This window comes from Shewanella sp. HL-SH8 (genome assembly GCF_051165765.1).
GTDB classification, from domain to species: Bacteria; Pseudomonadota; Gammaproteobacteria; order Enterobacterales; family Shewanellaceae; genus Shewanella; species Shewanella glacialimarina.
In genome coordinates, this window is record NZ_CP195039.1 from 3,824,336 (window position 1) to 3,844,786 (window position 20,451).

At 41.5% G+C, this 20,451-nt stretch carries 20 protein-coding genes; 6 read left to right on the plus strand and 14 right to left on the minus strand.

What is annotated here, in order from left to right; genetic code table 11:
- Nucleotides 1–321: 321 nt before the first annotated feature.
- Nucleotides 322–738 (minus strand): hypothetical protein, encoded by a 417-nt coding sequence (locus tag ACRWQN_RS16905; RefSeq protein WP_434939010.1) that lies wholly within the window; start codon nt 736–738, stop codon nt 322–324.
- Nucleotides 739–816: 78 nt separating this feature from the next.
- On the minus strand, nt 817–1,179 hold the full coding sequence (locus tag ACRWQN_RS16910) for a DUF2750 domain-containing protein (RefSeq protein ID WP_434939012.1): 363 nt from the start codon (nt 1,177–1,179) through the stop codon (nt 817–819).
- Nucleotides 1,180–1,355: 176 nt separating this feature from the next.
- Between ACRWQN_RS16910 and ACRWQN_RS16915 the strand changes: the two genes are divergently transcribed.
- Nucleotides 1,356–2,399 carry an IS110-like element ISShfr7 family transposase gene (locus ACRWQN_RS16915; RefSeq protein WP_434939008.1) on the plus strand — a complete coding sequence of 348 codons (1,044 nt, stop codon included), beginning with the start codon at nt 1,356–1,358 and terminating at the stop codon, nt 2,397–2,399.
- Nucleotides 2,400–2,884: 485 nt separating this feature from the next.
- Here the strand turns inward: ACRWQN_RS16915 and ACRWQN_RS16920 are convergent, their stop codons facing one another.
- Nucleotides 2,885–3,295, minus strand: coding sequence for a hypothetical protein (locus tag ACRWQN_RS16920; RefSeq protein ID WP_434939014.1), 411 nt, complete (start codon nt 3,293–3,295; stop codon nt 2,885–2,887).
- A 374-nt stretch (nt 3,296–3,669) separates the two neighbouring features.
- On the opposite strand from ACRWQN_RS16920, the gene ACRWQN_RS16925 reads away from it, so the two are divergent.
- Nucleotides 3,670–4,626, plus strand: a complete 957-nt coding sequence (locus tag ACRWQN_RS16925; RefSeq protein WP_434939016.1) for an integron integrase — start codon at nt 3,670–3,672, stop codon at nt 4,624–4,626.
- 98 nt (nt 4,627–4,724) lie between these two features.
- Here the strand turns inward: ACRWQN_RS16925 and ACRWQN_RS16930 are convergent, their stop codons facing one another.
- The 10 genes from ACRWQN_RS16930 to ACRWQN_RS16975 form a co-directional block, all read right to left on the minus strand.
- A complete protein-coding gene (locus ACRWQN_RS16930; protein WP_226413527.1) occupies nt 4,725–5,495 on the minus strand; it encodes an ABC transporter permease in 771 nt (256 codons plus the stop codon).
- Nucleotides 5,495–6,430, minus strand: a complete 936-nt coding sequence (locus tag ACRWQN_RS16935; RefSeq protein ID WP_434939017.1) for an ABC transporter ATP-binding protein — start codon at nt 6,428–6,430, stop codon at nt 5,495–5,497. The genes ACRWQN_RS16930 and ACRWQN_RS16935 overlap by 1 nt, the downstream gene beginning before the upstream one ends.
- Before the next feature lie 67 nt (nt 6,431–6,497).
- Nucleotides 6,498–7,025 carry a hypoxanthine phosphoribosyltransferase gene (gene hpt / locus ACRWQN_RS16940; protein ID WP_434939019.1) on the minus strand — a complete coding sequence of 176 codons (528 nt, stop codon included), beginning with the start codon at nt 7,023–7,025 and terminating at the stop codon, nt 6,498–6,500.
- 7 nt (nt 7,026–7,032) lie between these two features.
- On the minus strand, nt 7,033–7,692 hold the full coding sequence (locus ACRWQN_RS16945) for a flavin prenyltransferase UbiX (protein WP_434939021.1): 660 nt from the start codon (nt 7,690–7,692) through the stop codon (nt 7,033–7,035).
- A gap of 87 nt (nt 7,693–7,779) precedes the next feature.
- Nucleotides 7,780–9,168: a UDP-N-acetylmuramate:L-alanyl-gamma-D-glutamyl-meso-diaminopimelate ligase gene (gene mpl, locus ACRWQN_RS16950; protein WP_434939023.1), complete on the minus strand. Its 1,389-nt coding sequence runs from the start codon at nt 9,166–9,168 to the stop codon at nt 7,780–7,782.
- A gap of 116 nt (nt 9,169–9,284) precedes the next feature.
- Complete coding sequence (gene folE, locus ACRWQN_RS16955; RefSeq protein WP_434940691.1) at nt 9,285–9,944, minus strand: GTP cyclohydrolase I FolE; 660 nt, start codon at nt 9,942–9,944, stop codon at nt 9,285–9,287.
- A 38-nt stretch (nt 9,945–9,982) separates the two neighbouring features.
- Nucleotides 9,983–10,360, minus strand: coding sequence for a dihydroneopterin triphosphate 2'-epimerase (folX, locus tag ACRWQN_RS16960; protein ID WP_434939025.1), 378 nt, complete (start codon nt 10,358–10,360; stop codon nt 9,983–9,985).
- 121 nt (nt 10,361–10,481) lie between these two features.
- Nucleotides 10,482–13,553, minus strand: coding sequence for an efflux RND transporter permease subunit (locus tag ACRWQN_RS16965; RefSeq protein WP_434939026.1), 3,072 nt, complete (start codon nt 13,551–13,553; stop codon nt 10,482–10,484).
- 7 nt (nt 13,554–13,560) lie between these two features.
- Nucleotides 13,561–14,643: an efflux RND transporter periplasmic adaptor subunit gene (locus ACRWQN_RS16970; RefSeq protein ID WP_434939028.1), complete on the minus strand. Its 1,083-nt coding sequence runs from the start codon at nt 14,641–14,643 to the stop codon at nt 13,561–13,563.
- 1 nt (nt 14,644) lies between these two features.
- Nucleotides 14,645–15,742 carry an efflux RND transporter periplasmic adaptor subunit gene (locus ACRWQN_RS16975; protein WP_434939030.1) on the minus strand — a complete coding sequence of 366 codons (1,098 nt, stop codon included), beginning with the start codon at nt 15,740–15,742 and terminating at the stop codon, nt 14,645–14,647.
- Nucleotides 15,743–15,975: 233 nt separating this feature from the next.
- Here ACRWQN_RS16975 and ACRWQN_RS16980 point away from each other — a divergent pair, with 233 nt between their 5' ends.
- Nucleotides 15,976–16,395: a thiol-disulfide oxidoreductase DCC family protein gene (locus ACRWQN_RS16980; protein WP_434939031.1), complete on the plus strand. Its 420-nt coding sequence runs from the start codon at nt 15,976–15,978 to the stop codon at nt 16,393–16,395.
- Nucleotides 16,396–16,460: 65 nt separating this feature from the next.
- Entirely contained in the window at nt 16,461–17,375 is a 915-nt protein-coding gene (locus tag ACRWQN_RS16985; RefSeq protein ID WP_434939033.1) for an SDR family NAD(P)-dependent oxidoreductase, read from the plus strand.
- Nucleotides 17,376–17,457: 82 nt separating this feature from the next.
- Here the strand turns inward: ACRWQN_RS16985 and mdh are convergent, their stop codons facing one another.
- Complete coding sequence (mdh, locus tag ACRWQN_RS16990) at nt 17,458–18,393, minus strand: malate dehydrogenase (protein WP_434927075.1); 936 nt, start codon at nt 18,391–18,393, stop codon at nt 17,458–17,460.
- A 506-nt stretch (nt 18,394–18,899) separates the two neighbouring features.
- Between mdh and ACRWQN_RS16995 the strand changes: the two genes are divergently transcribed.
- The gene (locus tag ACRWQN_RS16995) at nt 18,900–19,349 is read left to right on the plus strand and encodes a GNAT family N-acetyltransferase (RefSeq protein ID WP_434939035.1); all 450 of its coding nucleotides are present in this window, start codon (nt 18,900–18,902) and stop codon (nt 19,347–19,349) included.
- Nucleotides 19,350–19,496: 147 nt separating this feature from the next.
- Nucleotides 19,497–20,396 carry a hypothetical protein gene (locus tag ACRWQN_RS17000; protein WP_434939037.1) on the plus strand — a complete coding sequence of 300 codons (900 nt, stop codon included), beginning with the start codon at nt 19,497–19,499 and terminating at the stop codon, nt 20,394–20,396.
- The last annotated feature ends 55 nt before the right edge of the window (nt 20,397–20,451 follow it).

A 20,451-nucleotide genomic window follows, 5' to 3' on the forward strand; every position in this document is an offset into this window, starting at 1 on the left:
TATGAACTTTACACTAACAAACAGTACTAAAAGTTAACAGATAAACGGAAGAAAAAAACACGTCCACCGCCTAATTAACACTAAACCGATAACTTTGAGCCAACTAAAAATTAGTGATTATATTTGCCAAACAAGCATTGGCGAAAACTCAAAAGTTACAAATACTAAACCAACCTGAAACCAGCAAACCTAAAAAAGAATTTACCTCAAAAAGAAGGCGGTACATAACGCCTGCAGTTGCGGCTTGGGTAAGCTGGCGGCTTTTTTGCTGCGCAGCGCGAAAAAGGTGACAGTTTACCCAAGTCCGGCAAGCTGCACTTGTTAGCTGTATAGACCACGAACTGTGCTGAGTAAACCATATTTATTACCTAAACCATCAACCTTTACACTTACAAATTTACCGCTACTACTTGTACATGAACAGCAACAATAATTGGGCCAGTGATCTTTTGCAAAGCCAAATGAAATTGATGCATTTACAAGTTGATTAACTTCGACTCCTTCAGCCTCCGCTATACGCTCAAAAGTTGACTTAAGAGTATTGAAAGCCATCTTTGTTTCATTAGATGCCACGAAATTTTGATTGGTAATATTGCTGTTTAGTAAATCAAAATTTAACTCGATTACATTTTGCCCCAAGCACTCTTGGCCAAGTCTTGGGTGCAACCATGATAGTGCGCTTACTGCATGATGAGCAACACTATGAATTACACTTCTAGATCGTTTTACTTTGAACATAATTTACAGCTAACGCTCAATTCAAAAATTCAGGTTGTAGTTGAGCCTGAATATTTTGCAATTTCTGGTTAGGTGATTTCATAAGTTAATCTCGGGCTGTTTTAAAATGCGGTCAATCACTTCTTGTGCTCCCATCTCCCAACCCATCAAATTTTCGCCAGCCCAGTTAGGCCCTAAACCAGTTGTATTTTCTAATAAGGTTGGCATCCAGTCTGAGATGAATTCATCTAGAGAAAAGCATACTGGGACGGCACCTTCAAACTCTTCTTCGTAAGATAGGATTTTCTTTACGCGCGATTTAGTTGACCATACCGGAAAGACATCTCTTCCTTCAGAATTTTCCCATTTGATATAGGATTCGTCAGAAAACTGGATTGTCCAGATTTCCTTGTTCTTCGCTACATCCTTACAGAAGGCCGCTACATGCGGAGCTGCACTCATATTATTCACCTAACGCCACGTTAAGCGGCAAAAAATTGTTGGCTAAAATTGTGAACGGAGTGAAACAGCCAACTGTTTTTTGTCCGTTTGAACGCCTTGATACTCATTGAGCCCCCTCCCTAGCAAGCCGCATCAGCGGTATGCTTAAGGTGACCAAACCAACAGGAGAAAGCTCAATGAGATTTTATAATAACTCACATCCATACTACTGTGGTATCGATTTACATGCACGCTTACTTTATGTCTGCATCATTGATTCTAAAGGGGAAGTTGTCGTCCATAAAAAGATTGGCGCTGACAAAGATGACTTACTACTCATACTTGAACCCTATATCGGCAATGTCATTGTCGGAGTTGAGTGCATGCATTGTTGGTATTGGGTGTCTGATTGGTGTGCTGAACTGGGTATCGACTTTATTCTAGGTCATGCCCTTTATATGAAAGCGATTCACGGCGGTAAAACTAAGAACGATAAAGTCGATTCATTTAAAATTGCCACACTGCTGCGTGGTGGCAATTTTCCAATAGCCTACGATTACCCAAGTGAAATGCGCGCTGCGCGTGACCTGTTACGTCGACGTATGAAGATTGTTCGTCACGGCGCTATGCTTAAAGGTCATGTGGTTAACACCAACAGCCAATACAATTTACCTGCCACTGAACTTAACCTTAAAAACATCTCTGCAAGACAAAAACTACGCGAGCAATATCAAGACCCTATCGTCCAACGCAACATTGATTTAGACATGGCACTACTTGATTGCTATGCCAAGGAACTCGCACAGGTCGAATGGTTTATTGAAAAACAAGCCAAGAACCATAACCCCGTCTATTTAGAATTACTGAAAACAGTACCAGGTATTGGCAAGATTTTGTCACTGACAATCCTCTATGAAATCGGTGATATCAGTCGATTTGAGTCAGTGCAAAAGTTTGCTTCATACTCTCGATTAGTCAAATGCAAAGCTGAGTCTGCGGGTAAAACCTATGGTACTAATGGTAATAAAATCGGTAATGCTCATTTAAAGTGGGCATTCTCTGAAGCTGCTGTGCTTTACCTGCGAGGCAATGATAAAGCCCGTAACTATCTTAATAGATTACAAAAAAGAATGAGTAAGGCTAAAGCGTTATCTGCACTGGCACATAAGCTTGGCCGTTGCGTCTATTTCATGTTGAAGAACAAAACGGTGTTTGATGAACAACGATTCTTAAAAGGATAAGTCGCGCAATAAGGTGAGCTGAACATCTAACTAGATACTCTTGAAAAGAGAAGCGAGCATGAACGTGAATGATGTGGCTAATGAAGCAATGACTTCTCACCATCATCACTATGCCAAATGCTATTTAAGCTACGCTGACTTGATTAGACACCTTATTGGCGCGCATTAATGAGTACAATCACCAAAGTCGTTTACACCTTAAATGAGCCTGAAACTAACTGTGCACAAAGCACCTCTGACTTGAATAGTGCCATCTTAGGGTTAACCGATAAATGTCTAGTGCCCCTGATATTTCAAAGGATTGAAAAGCGTCAGGCAGCGATAAGATCGCACTAAGAGAGCCTCTATATGTGTTTGCTGTAAACGATGATTTGACAGCTAACTGACAGACGAAGTAGATGAATTTGTTGATTGATTTTAATTTGACTGCAAAAGCAGTCAAATAAGTTAGGCTCGCCTATTGACTGGCGGAAGGCTCATATGTGTTATAAGGTTGGCTCCCAAGCCCATTTTTTGTATTTTACGACAAACTCTTTGGCTTCGGATAATGTATCAGGGTACGGAACACTATCATAGCTATTTGAATCGGTACGTATTTTTTGGAAAACAAATCCATGTTCAGCGAGGAACCTAATTTTTTTCCATTGGGCTACATCTGATTTTTTAGGTGATTTAAAATGCCGACCTAAGTTTACCGTTGTACTTTTACATATAGGGCATTCCATTGTCTTGGGGTAATCACAAGGTGGAACATTAAAATGTCGCATATTAGAAGTTTTACAGTTGAAGCATGCAAAAGACATTGCGTACTCTGGACCTTGAGTCTTTATAACTGGTGTAGGTAAATCTCTGTAACCAGCTTTTCTTCGAAGTTCCATTCGAGTTTGCTTATCCATGCCTGATTGAACCTTATAACAGCGTATTAGCGAGAATTCCGATAAACATCCTGAGAAGCTCACCAAAACACAACATCCAAATCGCTTTAATTATTAATAATTTTAGTAACTTATCAGCTTAAATAACCCAAATCAATCACCTTTTAGTCTAGGCAAAAGCGAGAATTTAGATAATCGAGAATAATACAAACTCGTTATGCAGAGCAGATATGTTAACAAAAATAAGCTAATTCAATTAGATAGAATTATCCTTTAGGTAAAACCGAGAATTTTAGCGATTACATAACGAGAACAAAACTGGCATTTTTACAACAATGAATTATAACTGTATATACATACAGCCATAATGTCAGTTTGAATCAAAAGGAGTTGATATGCCAACATCACCATTTCTAGAGTCAATTCGTACAGAACTTCGCACTCGTCGTTACAGTATCAAAACTGAGAAAGTATATTTATATTGGATAAAGCAATTTATCCTTTTTAATGACAAAAAACATCCTCAAGACATGGGTAATGCCGAAATTGAGCGTTTCTTAAATCACTTAGCAGTCAATCGGCAGGTTAGTGCTGCAACACAAAACCAAGCTTTATGCGCAATTATTTATGTATATAAACATATCATTCGAAGAGAGATATCGGATTTACGTTATTCGTTTACTAAGCGAGAGCAGTCTATACCTACAGTACTAACCCACGAGGAGGCTAAAAATATTATTAGCAATCTTTCTGGCCAATATTGGTTAATTGCATCACTTCTATATGGTGGAGGATTACGAATAAATGAGGCATTACAATTAAGAATTAAAGATGTAAACACACAGAATAATACGTTATTTATTTTTAGAGGCAAAGGTAAAAAAGACCGTTATACATTATTACCAAAATCCTTAAGTCATTCTTTGGATAACCAATTTAGTATCGTAAAAGCTCGCCACCAGCAAGATTTAAGTGAAGGCTATGGGTTAGCATCTTTGCCACCTGCACTATTACGCAAATATGGTAATGCCGCTAAAGATTTATCTTGGCAGTATGTTTTCCCCTCATCGACTCGCTGCACGCATCCATATGATGGCTATATTTGTCGTCATCATATTCACGAAACAACATTTAGAAAACAATTACACAAAGCTGTATTAATCAGCCAAATTCCAAAGCAAGTAAAAGCACATACCTTTAGGCATACGTTTGCGACTCAACTACTGCAAAATGGGACCGACATTCGTACTGTTCAAGAACTATTAGGCCATTCAGATCTTAAAACGACTGAACTGTATACTCATGTTATAGGTTCTCGTTTTAGCCATACCACCAGCCCCATAGATAGATAACGCCCACAAAAAAGGACTCTTGCGAGTCCTTTTAAACTGATATTGTGACAACCGGTTTGTGAGCGTTTAGCTATTGCAAGACCGGGCTATTACAAGACTTAGCTACGCAAACCAATACCACGCGATATAAGGTAGTAAGCCAAGGTCCATAAGGCAACACAAAAGCCGACCATGATAGCCACCGATAACGGCACGCTGATATCGGCGAAGCCTAAAAAGCCATAGCGGAATACGTTGATCATATACACCACAGGGTTTAAGCCCGACACACCTTGCCAAAACTCTGGCAATAATGACAACGAGTAAAATACTCCGCCAAGGTAAGTTAATGGGGTTAATACAAACGTGGGAATGATGCTGATATCGTCAAAACTTTTGGCAAATACTGCATTAATTAATCCGCCGAGTGAAAATAGCACTGAGGTTAAAAATACCGTTAATATCACCAAGCCAACGTGGTGTAAGCTGATGTTAACAAACAACATTGCCACTACAGTCACAATAAGGCCGACACATAAGCCACGGGCAACGCCGCCGCCGACATAGCCGGCTATCATCACATAATGCGGCACGGGCGCCACCATGATTTCTTCTATATTGCCTTGAAACTTAGCGCTATAAAATGATGAGGCCACATTAGAATATGAGTTAGTAATAACTGACATCATAATTAACCCTGGGGCGATAAATTCCATGTAGCTTACGCCACCCATTTCACCAATACGGCTGCCGACTAAGTTACCAAAAATGAGAAAGTATAAGGTCATAGTGATAGCTGGCGGCACTAAGGTTTGCACCCAGATACGGGTGAAGCGATTAATTTCTTTCTTTAAAATACTTCTAAAGGCGACTAAATACAGTGCGTTCATTATTTCGCCCCCTTGGCTTTTTCAACGAGCTCGACAAATAGCTCTTCTAGGCGGTTAGCTTTATTGCGCATTGATAGCACTTCTATGTTGGCAGTGGTTAGCTGGGTAAATAGGCTATTCATGCTTTGGCTTTTAGCCACATCAACTTCTAGCGTGTGCGGGTCTATCAAGCGACATGACATGTTTTCCAGCTCAGGTGCGGTGCTGAGATTTTGAGTCAAATCTAAGATAAAGGTTTCAACATTTAACTTACTAAGCAACGACTTCATGCTAGTGCATTCTACTAAACGCCCGGTGTCGATAATACCAATATTACGACACAGCATTTCAGCTTCTTCAAGATAATGGGTGGTGAGAATAATGGTTACGCCCTGGGCATTAATCTGCTTTAAAAAATCCCACATTGAACGGCGAAGTTCAATATCTACTCCGGCTGTGGGCTCATCTAAAATAAGCAGTTTGGGTTCATGCATTAATGCACGGGCAATCATTAGGCGGCGTTTCATGCCACCGGACAGTTCACGGGCCTGCGCATTACGCTTATGCCATAAATCCAGCTGTGACAGGTATTTTTCAGCACGAACCAACGCAATATTGCGTGTCACGCCGTAGTAACCGGCCTGGTTAACCACAATTTGCAGCACAGTTTCAAACTGATTAAAGTTAAACTCCTGTGGCACTAAGCCAATACACAACTTGGCGCGCTCAAGTTGTTGGTCGATATCAAAACCAAACACTTTGACGCTGCCTGCAGTTTTTTGCACTAATGAGCTAATAATGCCAATGGTGGTCGACTTACCCGCTCCGTTAGGGCCTAGCAATGCAAAAAAGTCACCTTGTTTAACCGTTAAGCTGAGTGACTTAACGGCTTCAACTCCCCCTTTATAGGTTTTTTGTAGATTTTCTATCACCAGGGCATCGGTGTGTTCTGTCATGCTAAATTCCTTATTTTATCGAAAAAAACTCCCACAATTGTGGGAGTAATTTGTAATACAGCGGTCGTTATAAAGGCACGACTTTAGCTATGTAAGGCAGATTTCGATATTGCTCGGCATAATCAATGCCGTAGCCAACAATAAACTCGTCGGGAATTGTCATGCCAATAAAATCAACTGGCACATCCACTTCACGGCGTTCTGGCTTATCTAATAAGGTGCATAACGCCAGGCTTTTTGGATTACGCAGCAATAAAATTTCACGCACCTTATTTAAGGTGTTGCCCGAGTCAATTAAGTCTTCAACAATCAATACGTCACGACCAGCAATATCTGATTGAACATCTTTTAAGATTTTGACATCACGAGAACTAGTGGTTGAGTTGCCGTAGCTTGATACTGACATAAAGTCTATTTCAACATGGCCTTTAATACGGCGACATAGGTCCGCCATAAAAACCACTGAGCCTTTCAATAAGCCAACCATGAGTAAACGTTCGCTGTTGGCATAGTGGGCGTTAATACGCTCGGCAAGTTGATCTAAAGTTTTATTGATGTCTTCGGTTGAAATCATAGGTTCTATGGTGTGTTTCATACAGTTCTCAATTATCAATATCTTGGGGGGCGTCGACGCCATAACCCCAGCGATTTGTCAGTTCGTGTGCAATACCCAAATGATCTAGAATTCGGGAAACCATGAAGTCTACCAGATCTTCCACCGATTTGGGATTATGATAAAAACCCGGTGCGGCTGGCATTATGGTGGCACCATTGCGAGTGAGGCTTAGCATATGCTCTAAGTGTATGGCACTAAAGGGCGTTTCTCTTGGCACCAGTATTAACTGGCCGCGCTCTTTAATCACCACGCCGGCTGCACGTTCTAATAAATTATTACTCATGCCACTAGCAACTGCGGCTAATGTGCCTGTTGAACAAGGGCAAATCACCATTTGCTTAGGTGCAGCACTGCCGGACGCTGGCGGCGAAAACCATTCTTCTTTGCCCAGTACAATTAACTCACCGGCTAAAGGTGCTTGCTGCTGAGCAAAATAGCTGAGTAGTTGCTCGCGGGCTTTGTCGGGGTTAGCACTTAATTGTAAGCCGTGTTCGGTGGCAAGTACCACTCTGGCAGCACTAGATATCATTAAAAAAACCTGATAATCCGCTGCCAATAAACATTGCAGTAATTTAATGCCGTAAGGTGCACCTGAGGCTCCGGTCCAGGCTAAACTAATTGCTTTTTCTTTTTTGGCGTAAGCCATCGTTAATCCTTATTCGGTACTACGCTTCCACTGGTTTTGCATTAGGGCGCGCTATTTAACTTTGGCAAAACTCATTCAGTTTAGAGACTACTTATTAAGTAATGCCTGAATGATTTGCTGATGAATACCATTAAAACCACCGTTGCTCATTACCACTATGGTGTCACCTGGATTCGCCGCTTGACTGACTCGTGCCACAATATGACTAATATCATCACTGACGGTAACCGGAATAGAAGCAGAGCGCATATTGTCGGCAATGTCCCAACCAACATTGCAGGCTTGATACAGCCATGCTTGGTCGGCCAGTGCCATCGAGTTGGCAAGAGTATCTTTATGCACGCCACTTTTCATGGTGTTAGAGCGCGGCTCAAGCACCACAATAATTTTGCCACTAGCGTTATCACCACTACCAACTTTAGCGCGAAGCCCTTTTAGGGTGGTTTCAATCGCGGTTGGGTGATGGGCAAAATCATCATAAACCGCAATATTATTCGGTGTTGCTAATAATTCCATACGACGCTTTGGTGGGCTAAATTGCGCTAAAGCGTCAATAGCATGTTGCGGGGTAACGCCCACGTGTCGCGCTGCAGCAATAGCCATTATCGCATTTTCAATATTGTGCTGACCGATTAAGCCCCAATTTAAAACGCCTTGGGACTCACCTTTAAACATCACTTCAAACTCATGACCGTCAGCGGCAATACATTGACCTTGCCAGCCATCTTGTGCTGTTGCACTAAAAGTTTCTTGCTCGCTCCAGCAACCCATATCGATAACCTGTTTAACCGCAACCACATCTTTAGGCCAAATGACTTTGCCCTCACCCGGTACGGTACGAATAACATGATTAAATTGGCGCTGAATAGCTGCTAAATCGGTAAAGATATCGGCATGATCAAATTCTAAGTTATTGATCACCAATGTGCGTGGTTTGTAATGCACAAACTTAGAGCGTTTATCGAAAAAGGCACTGTCGTATTCGTCTGCTTCGACTACAAAAAAAGCCGAATCACCTAACCTTGCTGACACACCAAAGTTTTGCGGTACGCCACCAATTAAAAAGCCCGGTTGGTAGCCGCAATACTCTAATACCCACGCCAACATGCTGGCAGTAGACGTTTTTCCGTGAGTGCCAGACACAGCCAATACCCAACGATTAGGCAAAATATGCTCTGACAAAAATTGCGGCCCAGAAGTATATTTTATCCCGCGGTTTAATACCGCTTCAACGCACGGATTGCCTCGACTCATGGCATTACCAATCACCACAATGTCGGGCTGGTTAATGCCTTCTTCGCCCAACTGGCTTGGGTCAAAACCTTGAATAAGCTCTATGCCCTGTTGTTCAAGTTGCGTGCTCATCGGTGGATAAACATTAGCATCGCTGCCAGTGACCTTATGGCCCATTGCACGTGCTAATAACGCTAAACCACCCATAAAGGTGCCACAAATGCCAAGAATATGTACGTGCATGCAAAAACTCTATTAAAGAACTATTTGCGCTTATTCTACCCAGTAGCAAAGGCATTGTCAGTTAACAATGCCTTAATTTAACTTCATGATGAGCGATAGCGATTGGCGATGCCGAATTAAGCGGCTAAAAACTCAGCGCGAGTAGAAGCATTAGCCTTAAAGCTGCCACCTAAGGCGGTGGTTTGCGTGCTTGATGTGGTGTCCATTATGCCGCGAGATTTTACGCAATAATGAGTCGCTTTAATGGTAACCGCAACATCTTCGGTTTCCAGTAAGGTTTGTAATGCCACCAGTACCTGCTGGGTTAAGCGCTCTTGCACTTGAGGACGCTGGGCAAAAAATCGCACGATACGATTGATTTTAGACAAGCCAATGATTTTGCCTTTAGGGATATAAGCAACCTTGGCAATACCATCGATAGTAATAAAGTGATGCTCACAGGTGCTAACCACACTGATATCACTGACTTTAACCATCTCTTCCACACCCATTTTATTTTCAATTTGGCTGATTTTTGGAAAGTTGGCGTAATCTAATCCCGAGAAGATTTCATTAACGTACATTTTGGCAATACGATGCGGTGTTTCAGCTAAACTGTCATCGGTTAAGTCTAGCCCTAACGTTGATACCACATCAGTCATAAGTCCTTTAATACGCTCATACTTTTGCTGTGCGGTAAGCTCTGAAGGCAATAATGGCGTTTCTAATCCGTGCGCAACTAATGCTGATTGCACCTTTTTGGCGGCGTCTGAAATATTGCCGTGGCTTGCTGACATAATACTATTTGCTGACATAATTGGCCCCTTAAATGAGTTTAACGGCGATACTCTAAAGATAACGATACTGAATCGGCGAAGCGTAGTGCATGGGGCTTGTCGATGGTGACTTTCGCTAGGGTGACAGAAGGATGTTCACTACAAATATCAACAACATCAGCCACCAGCTTTTCAAGTAGTAAGAATCGCCCCTCCTCAACATGCTGAATCACTTTTTTAGTGATGACTTTGTAATTGAGTGCATCTGCGACATTGTCAGTTTGAAATGACTTGTCTGCGGGGTAATGAATTTCAATATTGATCACCACATCTTGCTGCTTTTCTCTTTCATCTTGGTTAAACCCGATAAAAGTGCGTAAACGAAGGTTGGTGACATTAATAATAGCCTGGCTATAAGCGCCTATTTCTAAAGACATCTTTATGGCTCACATTGAATACAGATGCAACTTTATACGGCACGTTGGGTTGAACGGTTCACATAGCGGCAATAAAAAAGCCCTACTTGATGTGCAGGGCTTTAGCGGTTAACAATCTTGACTAGAAGGTCTTATAATCTCGGTATTTCACATTAAAGAATATGATGTAAAACACAGGTACAATAATTAACGTTAAGATGGTGGCAACACCTAACCCGAACATGACTACCGCAGCTAATGATTCAAAAAACGCATCTGTGATTAACGGCAATACCCCAAGAATAGTGGTTACCGCTGCCATACACACAGGACGCACACGGCTAACCGTGGACTCAAATACCGCTTGAAATATCTCTTTGCCGTCATTAATTTCGGTGTTGATTTGATCAAGCAACACAATGCCGTTTTTCAGTAACATACCCGATAAACTCAACATACCTAGTAGCGCCATAAAGCTGAAGGGCTTGTCTAAAATCAATAACCCTGAAGTGATACCTATAATCGCTAACGGAACACAACACCAAATAACCAGTGGCTTACGCACTGAATTAAATAGGAAAACCGTGATTAAAAACATCAACAAGAATCCAATAGGCAAGGTTGAAAACAGTGACGCTTGCGCATCACTTGATGATTCAAACTCGCCGCCCCATTGCAATTCATAGCCTACTGGTAACTCAAGCGCTTCAATTTTAGGCCTAACTTGATTAAACAGTGCAGCTGGCAAAATATCGTATTCAAAATCAGCATCGGCAAACACGGTTAATGTTCGTTTACGGTCGCGACGTTGAATAATCGGGTCTTCAAATTTAACGTCAAAGCCATCTACAACCTGTTGAAGTGGCACAAAACCGTTAATCACCGGACTCCAGATACGGATACTTTCCATTGACTCAATATCGACACGCTCATCATTAGGTAAACGACCAATAATCGGTAATAAGGTGGTGCCTTCACGGTAAACCCCTATATCTACCCCAGTAAAGGCGAACTTAATCGATCTATCCACTTCACTTTTTACAATACCTAAACGGCGGGCCTGGGTTTCATTAAAGCGCGGTTCAATGTATTTGACCCGGTCGCGCCAGTCATGGCGTACGTTGACCGTACCTGGGGTGTCGTTAAAAATGGTCATAACCTGTGCCGCAAGTTGACGCAGTACATCTGGGTCTGGGCCGCTTAATCTGGCTTCAATTTTGGCATCTGTCGAAGGGCCAATTTCTAAGCGTTTGAACTTAAGCTGGGTTTGTGGGAAAAATTGCTCTGCTTGACGTCTAAACTCAACCATTACCGGTTGTAAAGTATCAAAACTACTGGCACGAACCGCTATTTGACCGTATGAGGCAAAGTTTTTTTCCGGCGAATAGGTTAATAAGAAACGCGGAAAACCTTTACCTATGGTTGAAGCCACATACTCAACATTTTCAATAACGGCGACTTTGGCTTCCATTTGTTTAATAACTACTTCGGTTTCGCGAATATCTGCGCCTTCTGGCATCCACACGCCGACTAAAAATATCGGCGTTGTTGAAGGCGGGAAGAAGGATTGCTTAACATAGGCAAAGCCTGCAATAGAAATCACGAACATCAACAGTACCGCAAAGGTGCTGAACCAGCGAAATCGCATGCAAATATTGAGTATTTTTTTGTAGAACACAAAAAATGCGCCGCCATAGGGATCGGCTAACTCACCTTCAGGCACTTTTTCACCCTCTTTGCCAAAAAATATCTGTGCAAAAAATGGTGTGATCGTAATGGCAGTAATCCAGGATAAAAACAGTGAAAACAGCAATACCCAAAACAATGACCCAGCAAATTCACCGGTAGCATCAGGGGATAAGCCAATTGGCGCAAACGCGATAATCGCGATAACGGTAGCGCCTAATAATGGCCACATGGTTTGTTTAACAATAGCTTGACCAGCTTCGAGTGTGGTTTGGCCTCGTTGGCGACCAATTAAAATACCTTCGACCACCACAATGGCGTTGTCCACCAGCATGCCTAAGGCAATGATCAATGCGCCAAGTGAAATACGCTGCAATTCAATTTCTGCCTGCAGCATTAACATAAAGGTGCCAAGGCAGGTTAAAAATAGAATAAGACCGATTAAAATACCACTTTTAACCCCCATAAAGACCAGTAGCACACCAATAACAATGACGACTGCGGCAATCAGGTTCCACACAAAACTGCTAACCGAAACATCCACCTCGTTAGGCTGGTTATACATGGTTTCAATGTGCATACCTGCCGGTCTGGCGCTTTCGATTGAGGCTAATTTAGCATCGACTAGCTTACCCACTTCAACAACATTGACCCCAGATGAAAATGAAATACCTATGTTGATGGCACTATTTTGGTTAAAGCTTAATAGGTTTGTGGGAATATTTTGAAAACCACGGCTGACGGTAGCCACATCTTTAAGGTAAATCAGTTTATTACCTTGAGTACCGGGAATAATCAGCTCTTCTAGCTCTTCAACGGAACTAAAGCCGCCACTGGTTCTGATTTTAAGGTTATCACCCGAAACACGAATGTTACCGGCATCAGACACCATATTTTGTGAGTTAAGTAGATTTGAAATAAGCTGTGGGTCAATATTAGAACTTGCCGCTTTGTTCAGCGACATTTCAACAAAAACTTGCTCTTGCTGTTTGCCCGCTAGCGACACCTTACCCACGCCGGGTATGAGTTCTAATTCACGCTTAACATAATCAACATAGTCTAATAAATCTCGATAACTGTAATCTGCACCGCTGACCATCAGCATGATGCCGTACACATCACCAAAGTCATCGTTAACCATTGGAGCATGCGCCCCAGGCGGTAAACTTGATGCCATATCATTGACTTTACGACGCAGCTCATCCCAAATTTGGGGCAATTCATCTGGGCCATAATTGTTTCTCATGGTGACGGTAATTTGTGACATACCAGAGGTACTGAGTGAGCGAATTTTATCAATATAAGGCAGTTCTTGAATGGCTTTTTCGACCAAATAAGTGACTTCTTCTTCGACTTCAGTTGACGTTGCACCTGGATATAAGGTGACTACCACGGCATCTTTAATGGTAAATGGCGGATCTTCTAGCTGGCCTAATCCAGTGAAGGCCATTAATCCACCGATAAGTAAAATAAGGATAAACATCCAACTGATCACGGTATTTTTTACGAAATATCCTGCAATATTCATCTAGTTATTACCCTTGAATTAATTGAACTTGTTGGCCTTCAATCATACGAGAAGCCCCTGTGGTAATAATAGTTTGACCATCTTTAAGTCCACTGACCACTTCAATGTTGTCACCCACAATAACCCCCAGTTTGACTGGCTGATATTGCACGGTTTTAGTGTTGGCCTGATAAACCCACACACCACTTTCCTGATGAGCGAGTTGGTCGCCATCTTTCATTACAACCGCTTTTATGGGTAATAAAAATTGGCGGCTGTAGGTGTAAGTCATATTACTTAAATTGACTTTAACTTTGGCTGGCATTCCTTCCAACACTTTATATTGATCGTCTAAATCTACTGCAATAGTGGCAATATAGGTTGATGTAGTAGGATCTTTTTCAGTATTAATTTCAAGTAATCGACCTTGAAATACCACCCCTTCAAATGCTTCAAAACTGACTTCGAAGGCACTCTCATCTGTTGCCCGCCGAGAGACGGCTATCAACATATCGGGGATTTGCACATCGACTTCAATTTGTTCGGTTTTTTGTACACTTAATACCGATATACCCGGTTGAATGTTTTCAAATGACTGTAAAAAAACATCGCTGACCATGCCATCAAAAGGCGCGCGTAATTCAGTATATTGCAGGCTAAGTTCAGCCTGTTTTGCCTGTGCTTTTGCAACTAAATATTGCGCGTTCATTTGGTCATATTCTGATTGTGCCATCAGTTTTTTATTGACTAACTGCTTACCACGCTGGGCTTGTTTAAAGGTCAACTCCATACGAGCCTGGCGATCATTGAGCACAATTTCATAATCACGCTTTTCAAGCACGGCGAGTAAATCACCTTGCTTGATTGTCTGACCTTTAGAAACCGGTAATCTTGCTATGCGCCCTTCAACTCGAAATGATAATTTAGTCAGGTCTTGCGCCCGTGACACGCCGTTAAACTCTCGCATCACCTGATTTTCAATTCTGGGTAAAGTATATACATCTACTAGGGTAGGTTTATGTGCCATCTCAAGCGGTTTGCTACAACCGGCCATAAAGACCAATGAGACCAAAGCGCTGATGAAAATATTAGTGGTGTTGTTAATCTTCATATTACAGCCCTCTTTCCTTGACCCAGCGAACCGTACTTTCACCGTCGGTTAACTCACTAGCGCCCGCGACCACTAACCAGTCACCGTCCTCTAATCCTGATTCAAGTTGATTATCATTTAATGTCACCGCTACTTTTTCGACTTTTAGTTGTTCAGGTAACCAACGAAAAACATAGGTTTGACCATTTTCTTCAACTCTCGCGCCCGCGGCAATAACAGGATTACTGCTAGCACCTCGGTAAGGCAGCTTAACCCTGACTGATGCAGCCATTCCGGGTAATACATTTAATTCGGTTGGCATTTTCAAGGTGAGAATAATGGTATAACTGCCAGTACTAGTATCCGCTACGGTACTGAGCTCTTTCAGTCTGGCTTTATACCAGGCATCACGGCTGTCAAATTTAACATCGATATTTTCTACTGGGCCTTCATTGACTCGATTAGCTTGAATTGCGCCAATAAATTGCTCGGGCAATTGAAAACTAATGTCGATAAATGATTCGGTGCGAATGCCCATAATCGATTCTTGTGCTTGCACAAATTCAAACTGTTTGCGATCACGCTTTGAAATCATGCCATCATAGGGCGCTTTTAGTTGGGTATAGGCCAGATCAGTTTCGGCTTTATCAAGCGCTGCTCTGGCAATGGTGAAATCACTTTTAGATTGGTCAAAATCGTTACGGGACACCACACCTTGTTCCACTAAACTACTGGAACGTTCAAATAGCACTTTGGCCAGTTCGTATTGCGCTTTAGCCACTTCGTACTGTTGTTGGTATAAATCACTGTCCAGCTTGGCCAGTAAGTCACCCGCCTTAACATGATCGCCCGGGCGCACATAAATATCGGCTATTTGTCCTGCCACCCTAAACGACAAAGAGGCTTTATCTGCCGCGCGGACCTCACCGGGTAATAACCGCTCACGAAAGCCTTTGCCAATATCAAGCTGTATGACTTTAACGGGGCGGGCAAACGGTTGAGCATTAGCATCAACTATAATCTCATTACTATCACTAGCAATGCTAGGCGGAGCAACCATCAAGCTAATCAGCATGATCGAGGTGGAGGAGAACGAACAGAACATCTGACGAACATTCATTGTGCTTGGTCCTTCAAAACATAATATTAACTAATGTTAACATTTAACTAAGTGGGACATTAAGTCAATTTAAAAACAATGAGGATCTAATTAGCTTATTTAATCGTATAATTCTTCATCTACGCGCTACTGTAACGTTAACATCGTTTTTAGACAGCCATTCTACAAGATAATGGCAATGATTAACCTTGATACCCAGGTTCGATTGATTGTAATGACATAAGGAAAACACCATGGAATTGACCATATTTTACGACAGCACATGTCCACTTTGTGCCAATGAAATGCGTCAACTTAAACGGCATGATAAGCACGACGAGATTCATTTAGAGGACTTATACAGTGCTGACTTACATGAGCGTTTTCCACAAATTGATATCGAAAAAGCCAACACTATACTGCACGGCTTAACTAAAGACGGACAACTGCTGCTGGGGCTAGATGTTACGGCAAAAGCATGGGGAATTACCGGTAAGCACTTTTGGGTTCAGTGGCTTAGAAAACCTTTTATTAAACCCATAGCCGATAAAGCTTATCTATTGTTTGCTAAAAATCGCTACAAAATCTCATACCTGCTTACTGGTCAACAGCGGTGTGATAATGGTCAATGTGGTTTACCGAAGAGCAATTTGAAGTCATCTGATTTGAAGTGAATAGCACTAATAATTAACCTCAAAGGCTTTTGAAAACCTTCAATCTTAAAGGGTGGATACACTCAGTGCATAATGACGCTAACCTAAACGACTCCCCTAATACTGTTACTGATAGTACTGTTACTGATAGTACTGTTGCTGATAGCACTGTTACTGATAGTACTGTTACTGAAAGTACTGCTGCTAATAGCACTGCTGAATTTGTGATTATTATTGGTGCAAATTCGGCTATTGGCCATGCCTTTACTACTCAATGCCTTAAACAAAACCAAGCCGATAATCACCCGCAGCCGATTAATTTGATCACCATTAGCCGAGATGACTATCTACACAGTGCCGATATACATCATCTAATCTCTCAAAATAAAACGTCATCATGGCAACATTACCAATGCAGTAATTTACAGCAGGATATTGAGCATCTGATGAATCAACAGATCATTCCTCAAATTACCACAAGCAACGGCAGTGTTAGCAGAATATTAATCTGTAATGGGGTACTGCATCAGGGGGCGATACAACCTGAAAAAAAGATAGAAGATATCAATGAAGCCAATTTACTCGCTTTAATACAAATGAATACCATCACGCCTATGCTTTGGCTGCAAGGTTTGGTAAAGCTGTTATCAAAGCAGCGAAGCCGAGTCGTGATAAGTATTTTAAGCGCCAGAGTCGGCAGCATAAGTGATAACCGCCTTGGCGGTTGGTATAGCTATCGCACCAGTAAAGCGGCATTAAACATGTTGATAAAAACCACTGCGATTGAGTTTGCAAGGCGGCTTAAGCACGTCAAATTGATGGCTTTTCATCCTGGCACCACAGACACACCATTATCAAAACCTTTTCAGCACAATGTGGCCGAAGGTAAATTATTTACCCCTGAGTTTGTGGCGCAGCAGCTTTACAACATACAGTCAAATATTACCCTAGAAGGCCAAGCTAGTTTTATTGATTGGGCAGGCAATGACATTCAATGGTAATGCAGGGTTGGTGATAGAGATATAAATTACAGTCATAAAAAAACGCGAAGCATAGCTTCGCGTTTTTTATTAGCGAGTTAAATTACTTAACGAATTCAACACCTAGTTTAATATCAGCTTTTAATGTATCTAACATTGAATCACGTGCATTAGCTTCAAATGCACTTACGTCACCGTAAGGAAGCACTTTTTCTACGCCGTTTTTACCTAAAAGGATAGGTTGAGCGAAGAACTCAGCGTGTTCGCTGCCACCATCAACATAGGCACATTCAACTACGTTCGCTTCACCTTGAAGACCACGAACTAATGATAAACCAAAGCGACATGCTGCTTGGCCCATTGATAATGTTGCGCTACCGCCACCGGCTTTAGCTTCAACAACTTCAGTACCTGCGTTTTGAATGCGAGTAGTCATTGCTGCAACTTCTTCATCAGTGAAAGTCACGCCTTCAATTTGAGAAAGTAGTGGAAGAATAGTCACGCCGCTGTGGCCGCCGATCACGTTAACTTTAACATCAGCAACGTTTAAGCCTTTAAGTTCAGCAATAAAAGTTTCGCTACGGATAACGTCAAGTGTAGTGATACCGAATAAACGGTTTTTGTCGTAAACACCGGCATTTTTTAATACTTCAGCAGCAATCGCTACAGTCGTGTTTACTGGGTTAGTAATAATACCCACTAATGCTTTAGGACAAGTTACTGCCACTTTTTCCATTAGGTTACGCACGATACCTGCGTTGATGTTGAATAGATCTGAGCGATCCATACCAGGCTTACGCGCAACACCAGCAGACATTAATACGACGTCAGCATCAACTAATGCATCCGTTGGATCTTGACCAGCAAAACCTTTTACTTCTACATCTGTTGGGATGTGACTTAAGTCAACCGCAACACCAGGAGTAACAGGAGCGATGTCATATAGAGACAACTTTGAGCCAGCAGGCAGTTGAGTTTTTAACAATAAAGCTAAGGCCTGGCCAATACCACCAGCAGCACCAAGTACGGCAACTTTCATAATCATCTCCATCTATTTATACAATTTGTGACATAGGTCTACTATCTTTCGTGGCGTCACATTACTGGATTGGCGGGCTAATTTCAATTATCCATTAGTGGAGTGTCGTAAATAAGTGTTTACTCAATTCAAGGTAAATCAGCACTGCGTGTTTGAATGTGAGGGTTATATCATGGTGCAATAAGATATGACTGAGCAGTGCAAGTTTAAATGCCACTTTTCAACTGTCAATTCGATGGCTTATTTGTTTTACATTAATGGCGAATAAGCCTTGATATGAATTAGATTATTCGAGTTTGATCGCTTTACCCATCACAGGTTGTTACAAATACCGATTAACGGCTGAGCTAACTTGCAAAATACAATATATGTTGTAAACACATATTGTATTGGTAACACCACGGGTTATTAACGCCATGACTATAAGTGAATAGGTCATTTATAGTAGGATGCTAATGGACCCTAAATTAAATTGACCGCAATCAACCGCCAAATTGAGAGAAAAAATGAAAATAAGAAAAGGCCAATTAGCAGACCTTACCGCACTGGTTAATTTTAACCAGGCGATGGCAATGGAAACTGAAAACCTGCAATTAGACAATGCAACACTTACCCGTGGCGTAAACGGATTACTCGCCAATCCTGAACGTGGTTTCTATTTAGTGGCTGAAATTAATGACGTTATTGTCGGCTCATTAATGGTGACATTTGAATGGAGCGACTGGCGCGCTTGCCAGTATTACTGGATCCAAAGCGTGTATATTCGACCAGAAAACCGTCGTCAGGGGATTTATGCAAAACTGTACCAAGCGATAAAAGATATGGCCGCTGAAAAAGGCGATGCTGCAAGTTTCCGCTTGTATGTCGAACAAGAAAACAAACCGGCGCAAAAAACCTATGAGGCTTTAGGCATGGAGCAAAGTCACTATTTAATGTACGAAGAAAAGGCCAAATAACTTAAGTAGCCATTGTACAATCACAACAAAACAGCTTACAAAACCTCGGCTAGTAAGCTGTTTAATTAACGTTAAAACACATAAACACTGACCATGAAGGTCAAGTAAACAAGCATGTTTACTATTGTATTGTTAAGGATGATCTCTTTGTTAAACATGAAAAAATTATTGCCACTTCTAGGGGTAATGACGTTCTCAGTTTCAACTCTTGCTTCACAAGAAATATATCTTGAGTGCAATACTTGCACAACTCACTCTCAACTGGTTAATTTTGCTAAACAAAACGCAAGATCAAATGCGACTATTGTCATGCATGTCATTAACTTAAATGATATTTTGTATGAGAAATATCTAGTCACTAAAACAAAATCTTTTGAATGTGAACAAAACCACAAGTCAGAAATACCAACAGATAAATCACCGGTTTGCCAGAATGTTTATCATTACAAAACGACCAGTCAAAGCATTGATAAAAAAGATTTAACTGACTTTACCAACTACGCCTTAGCGTATAATGAGACTACAAAGTTTTTCACCCAAAGTGCTATCGAAATCCCTAGCAGCATGGTGACCTCAGCTTTTGAGTTAATTGACAATAGCTATCCCCAAGGACTTTCAGTTGATTACTTCAATAATAGCCTACCAAGCTCCGCGCTTTACAAAGAAAAACTCACTACATGGTCTACAGGCATTTCAAACAAAATAACCACCTCAATAGCAGTCAAGCCACCATCATTAGTCTTTACCTATTCTGATGGCACTTTAGCTTATGCGGCTCTGGATTTCGTCGATTTCGATGGGCAATACCATTTTAAATTTACAACAATTAAAGAGGGTAATAATAGTTTGGACTTAACAAAAACCAATCCATTTGGCGACAATTATACTTTTACGAATATGTCGCTCGAATCTTGGGGAGTCTTATTGGAAAAGCTATCACTTCATGACTTGACGGTGAGCAATACAACCAAAATGATAGTACCTAGCGGTAATGTCAGCATTGTATCTATATGCGCAACAAGTGAAGCCTGCACTGAGCAAATTTAATATTGAGTATCTTTACTGTGGGTTAATGAACCCACAGTAAAGATACTCAAAGCTG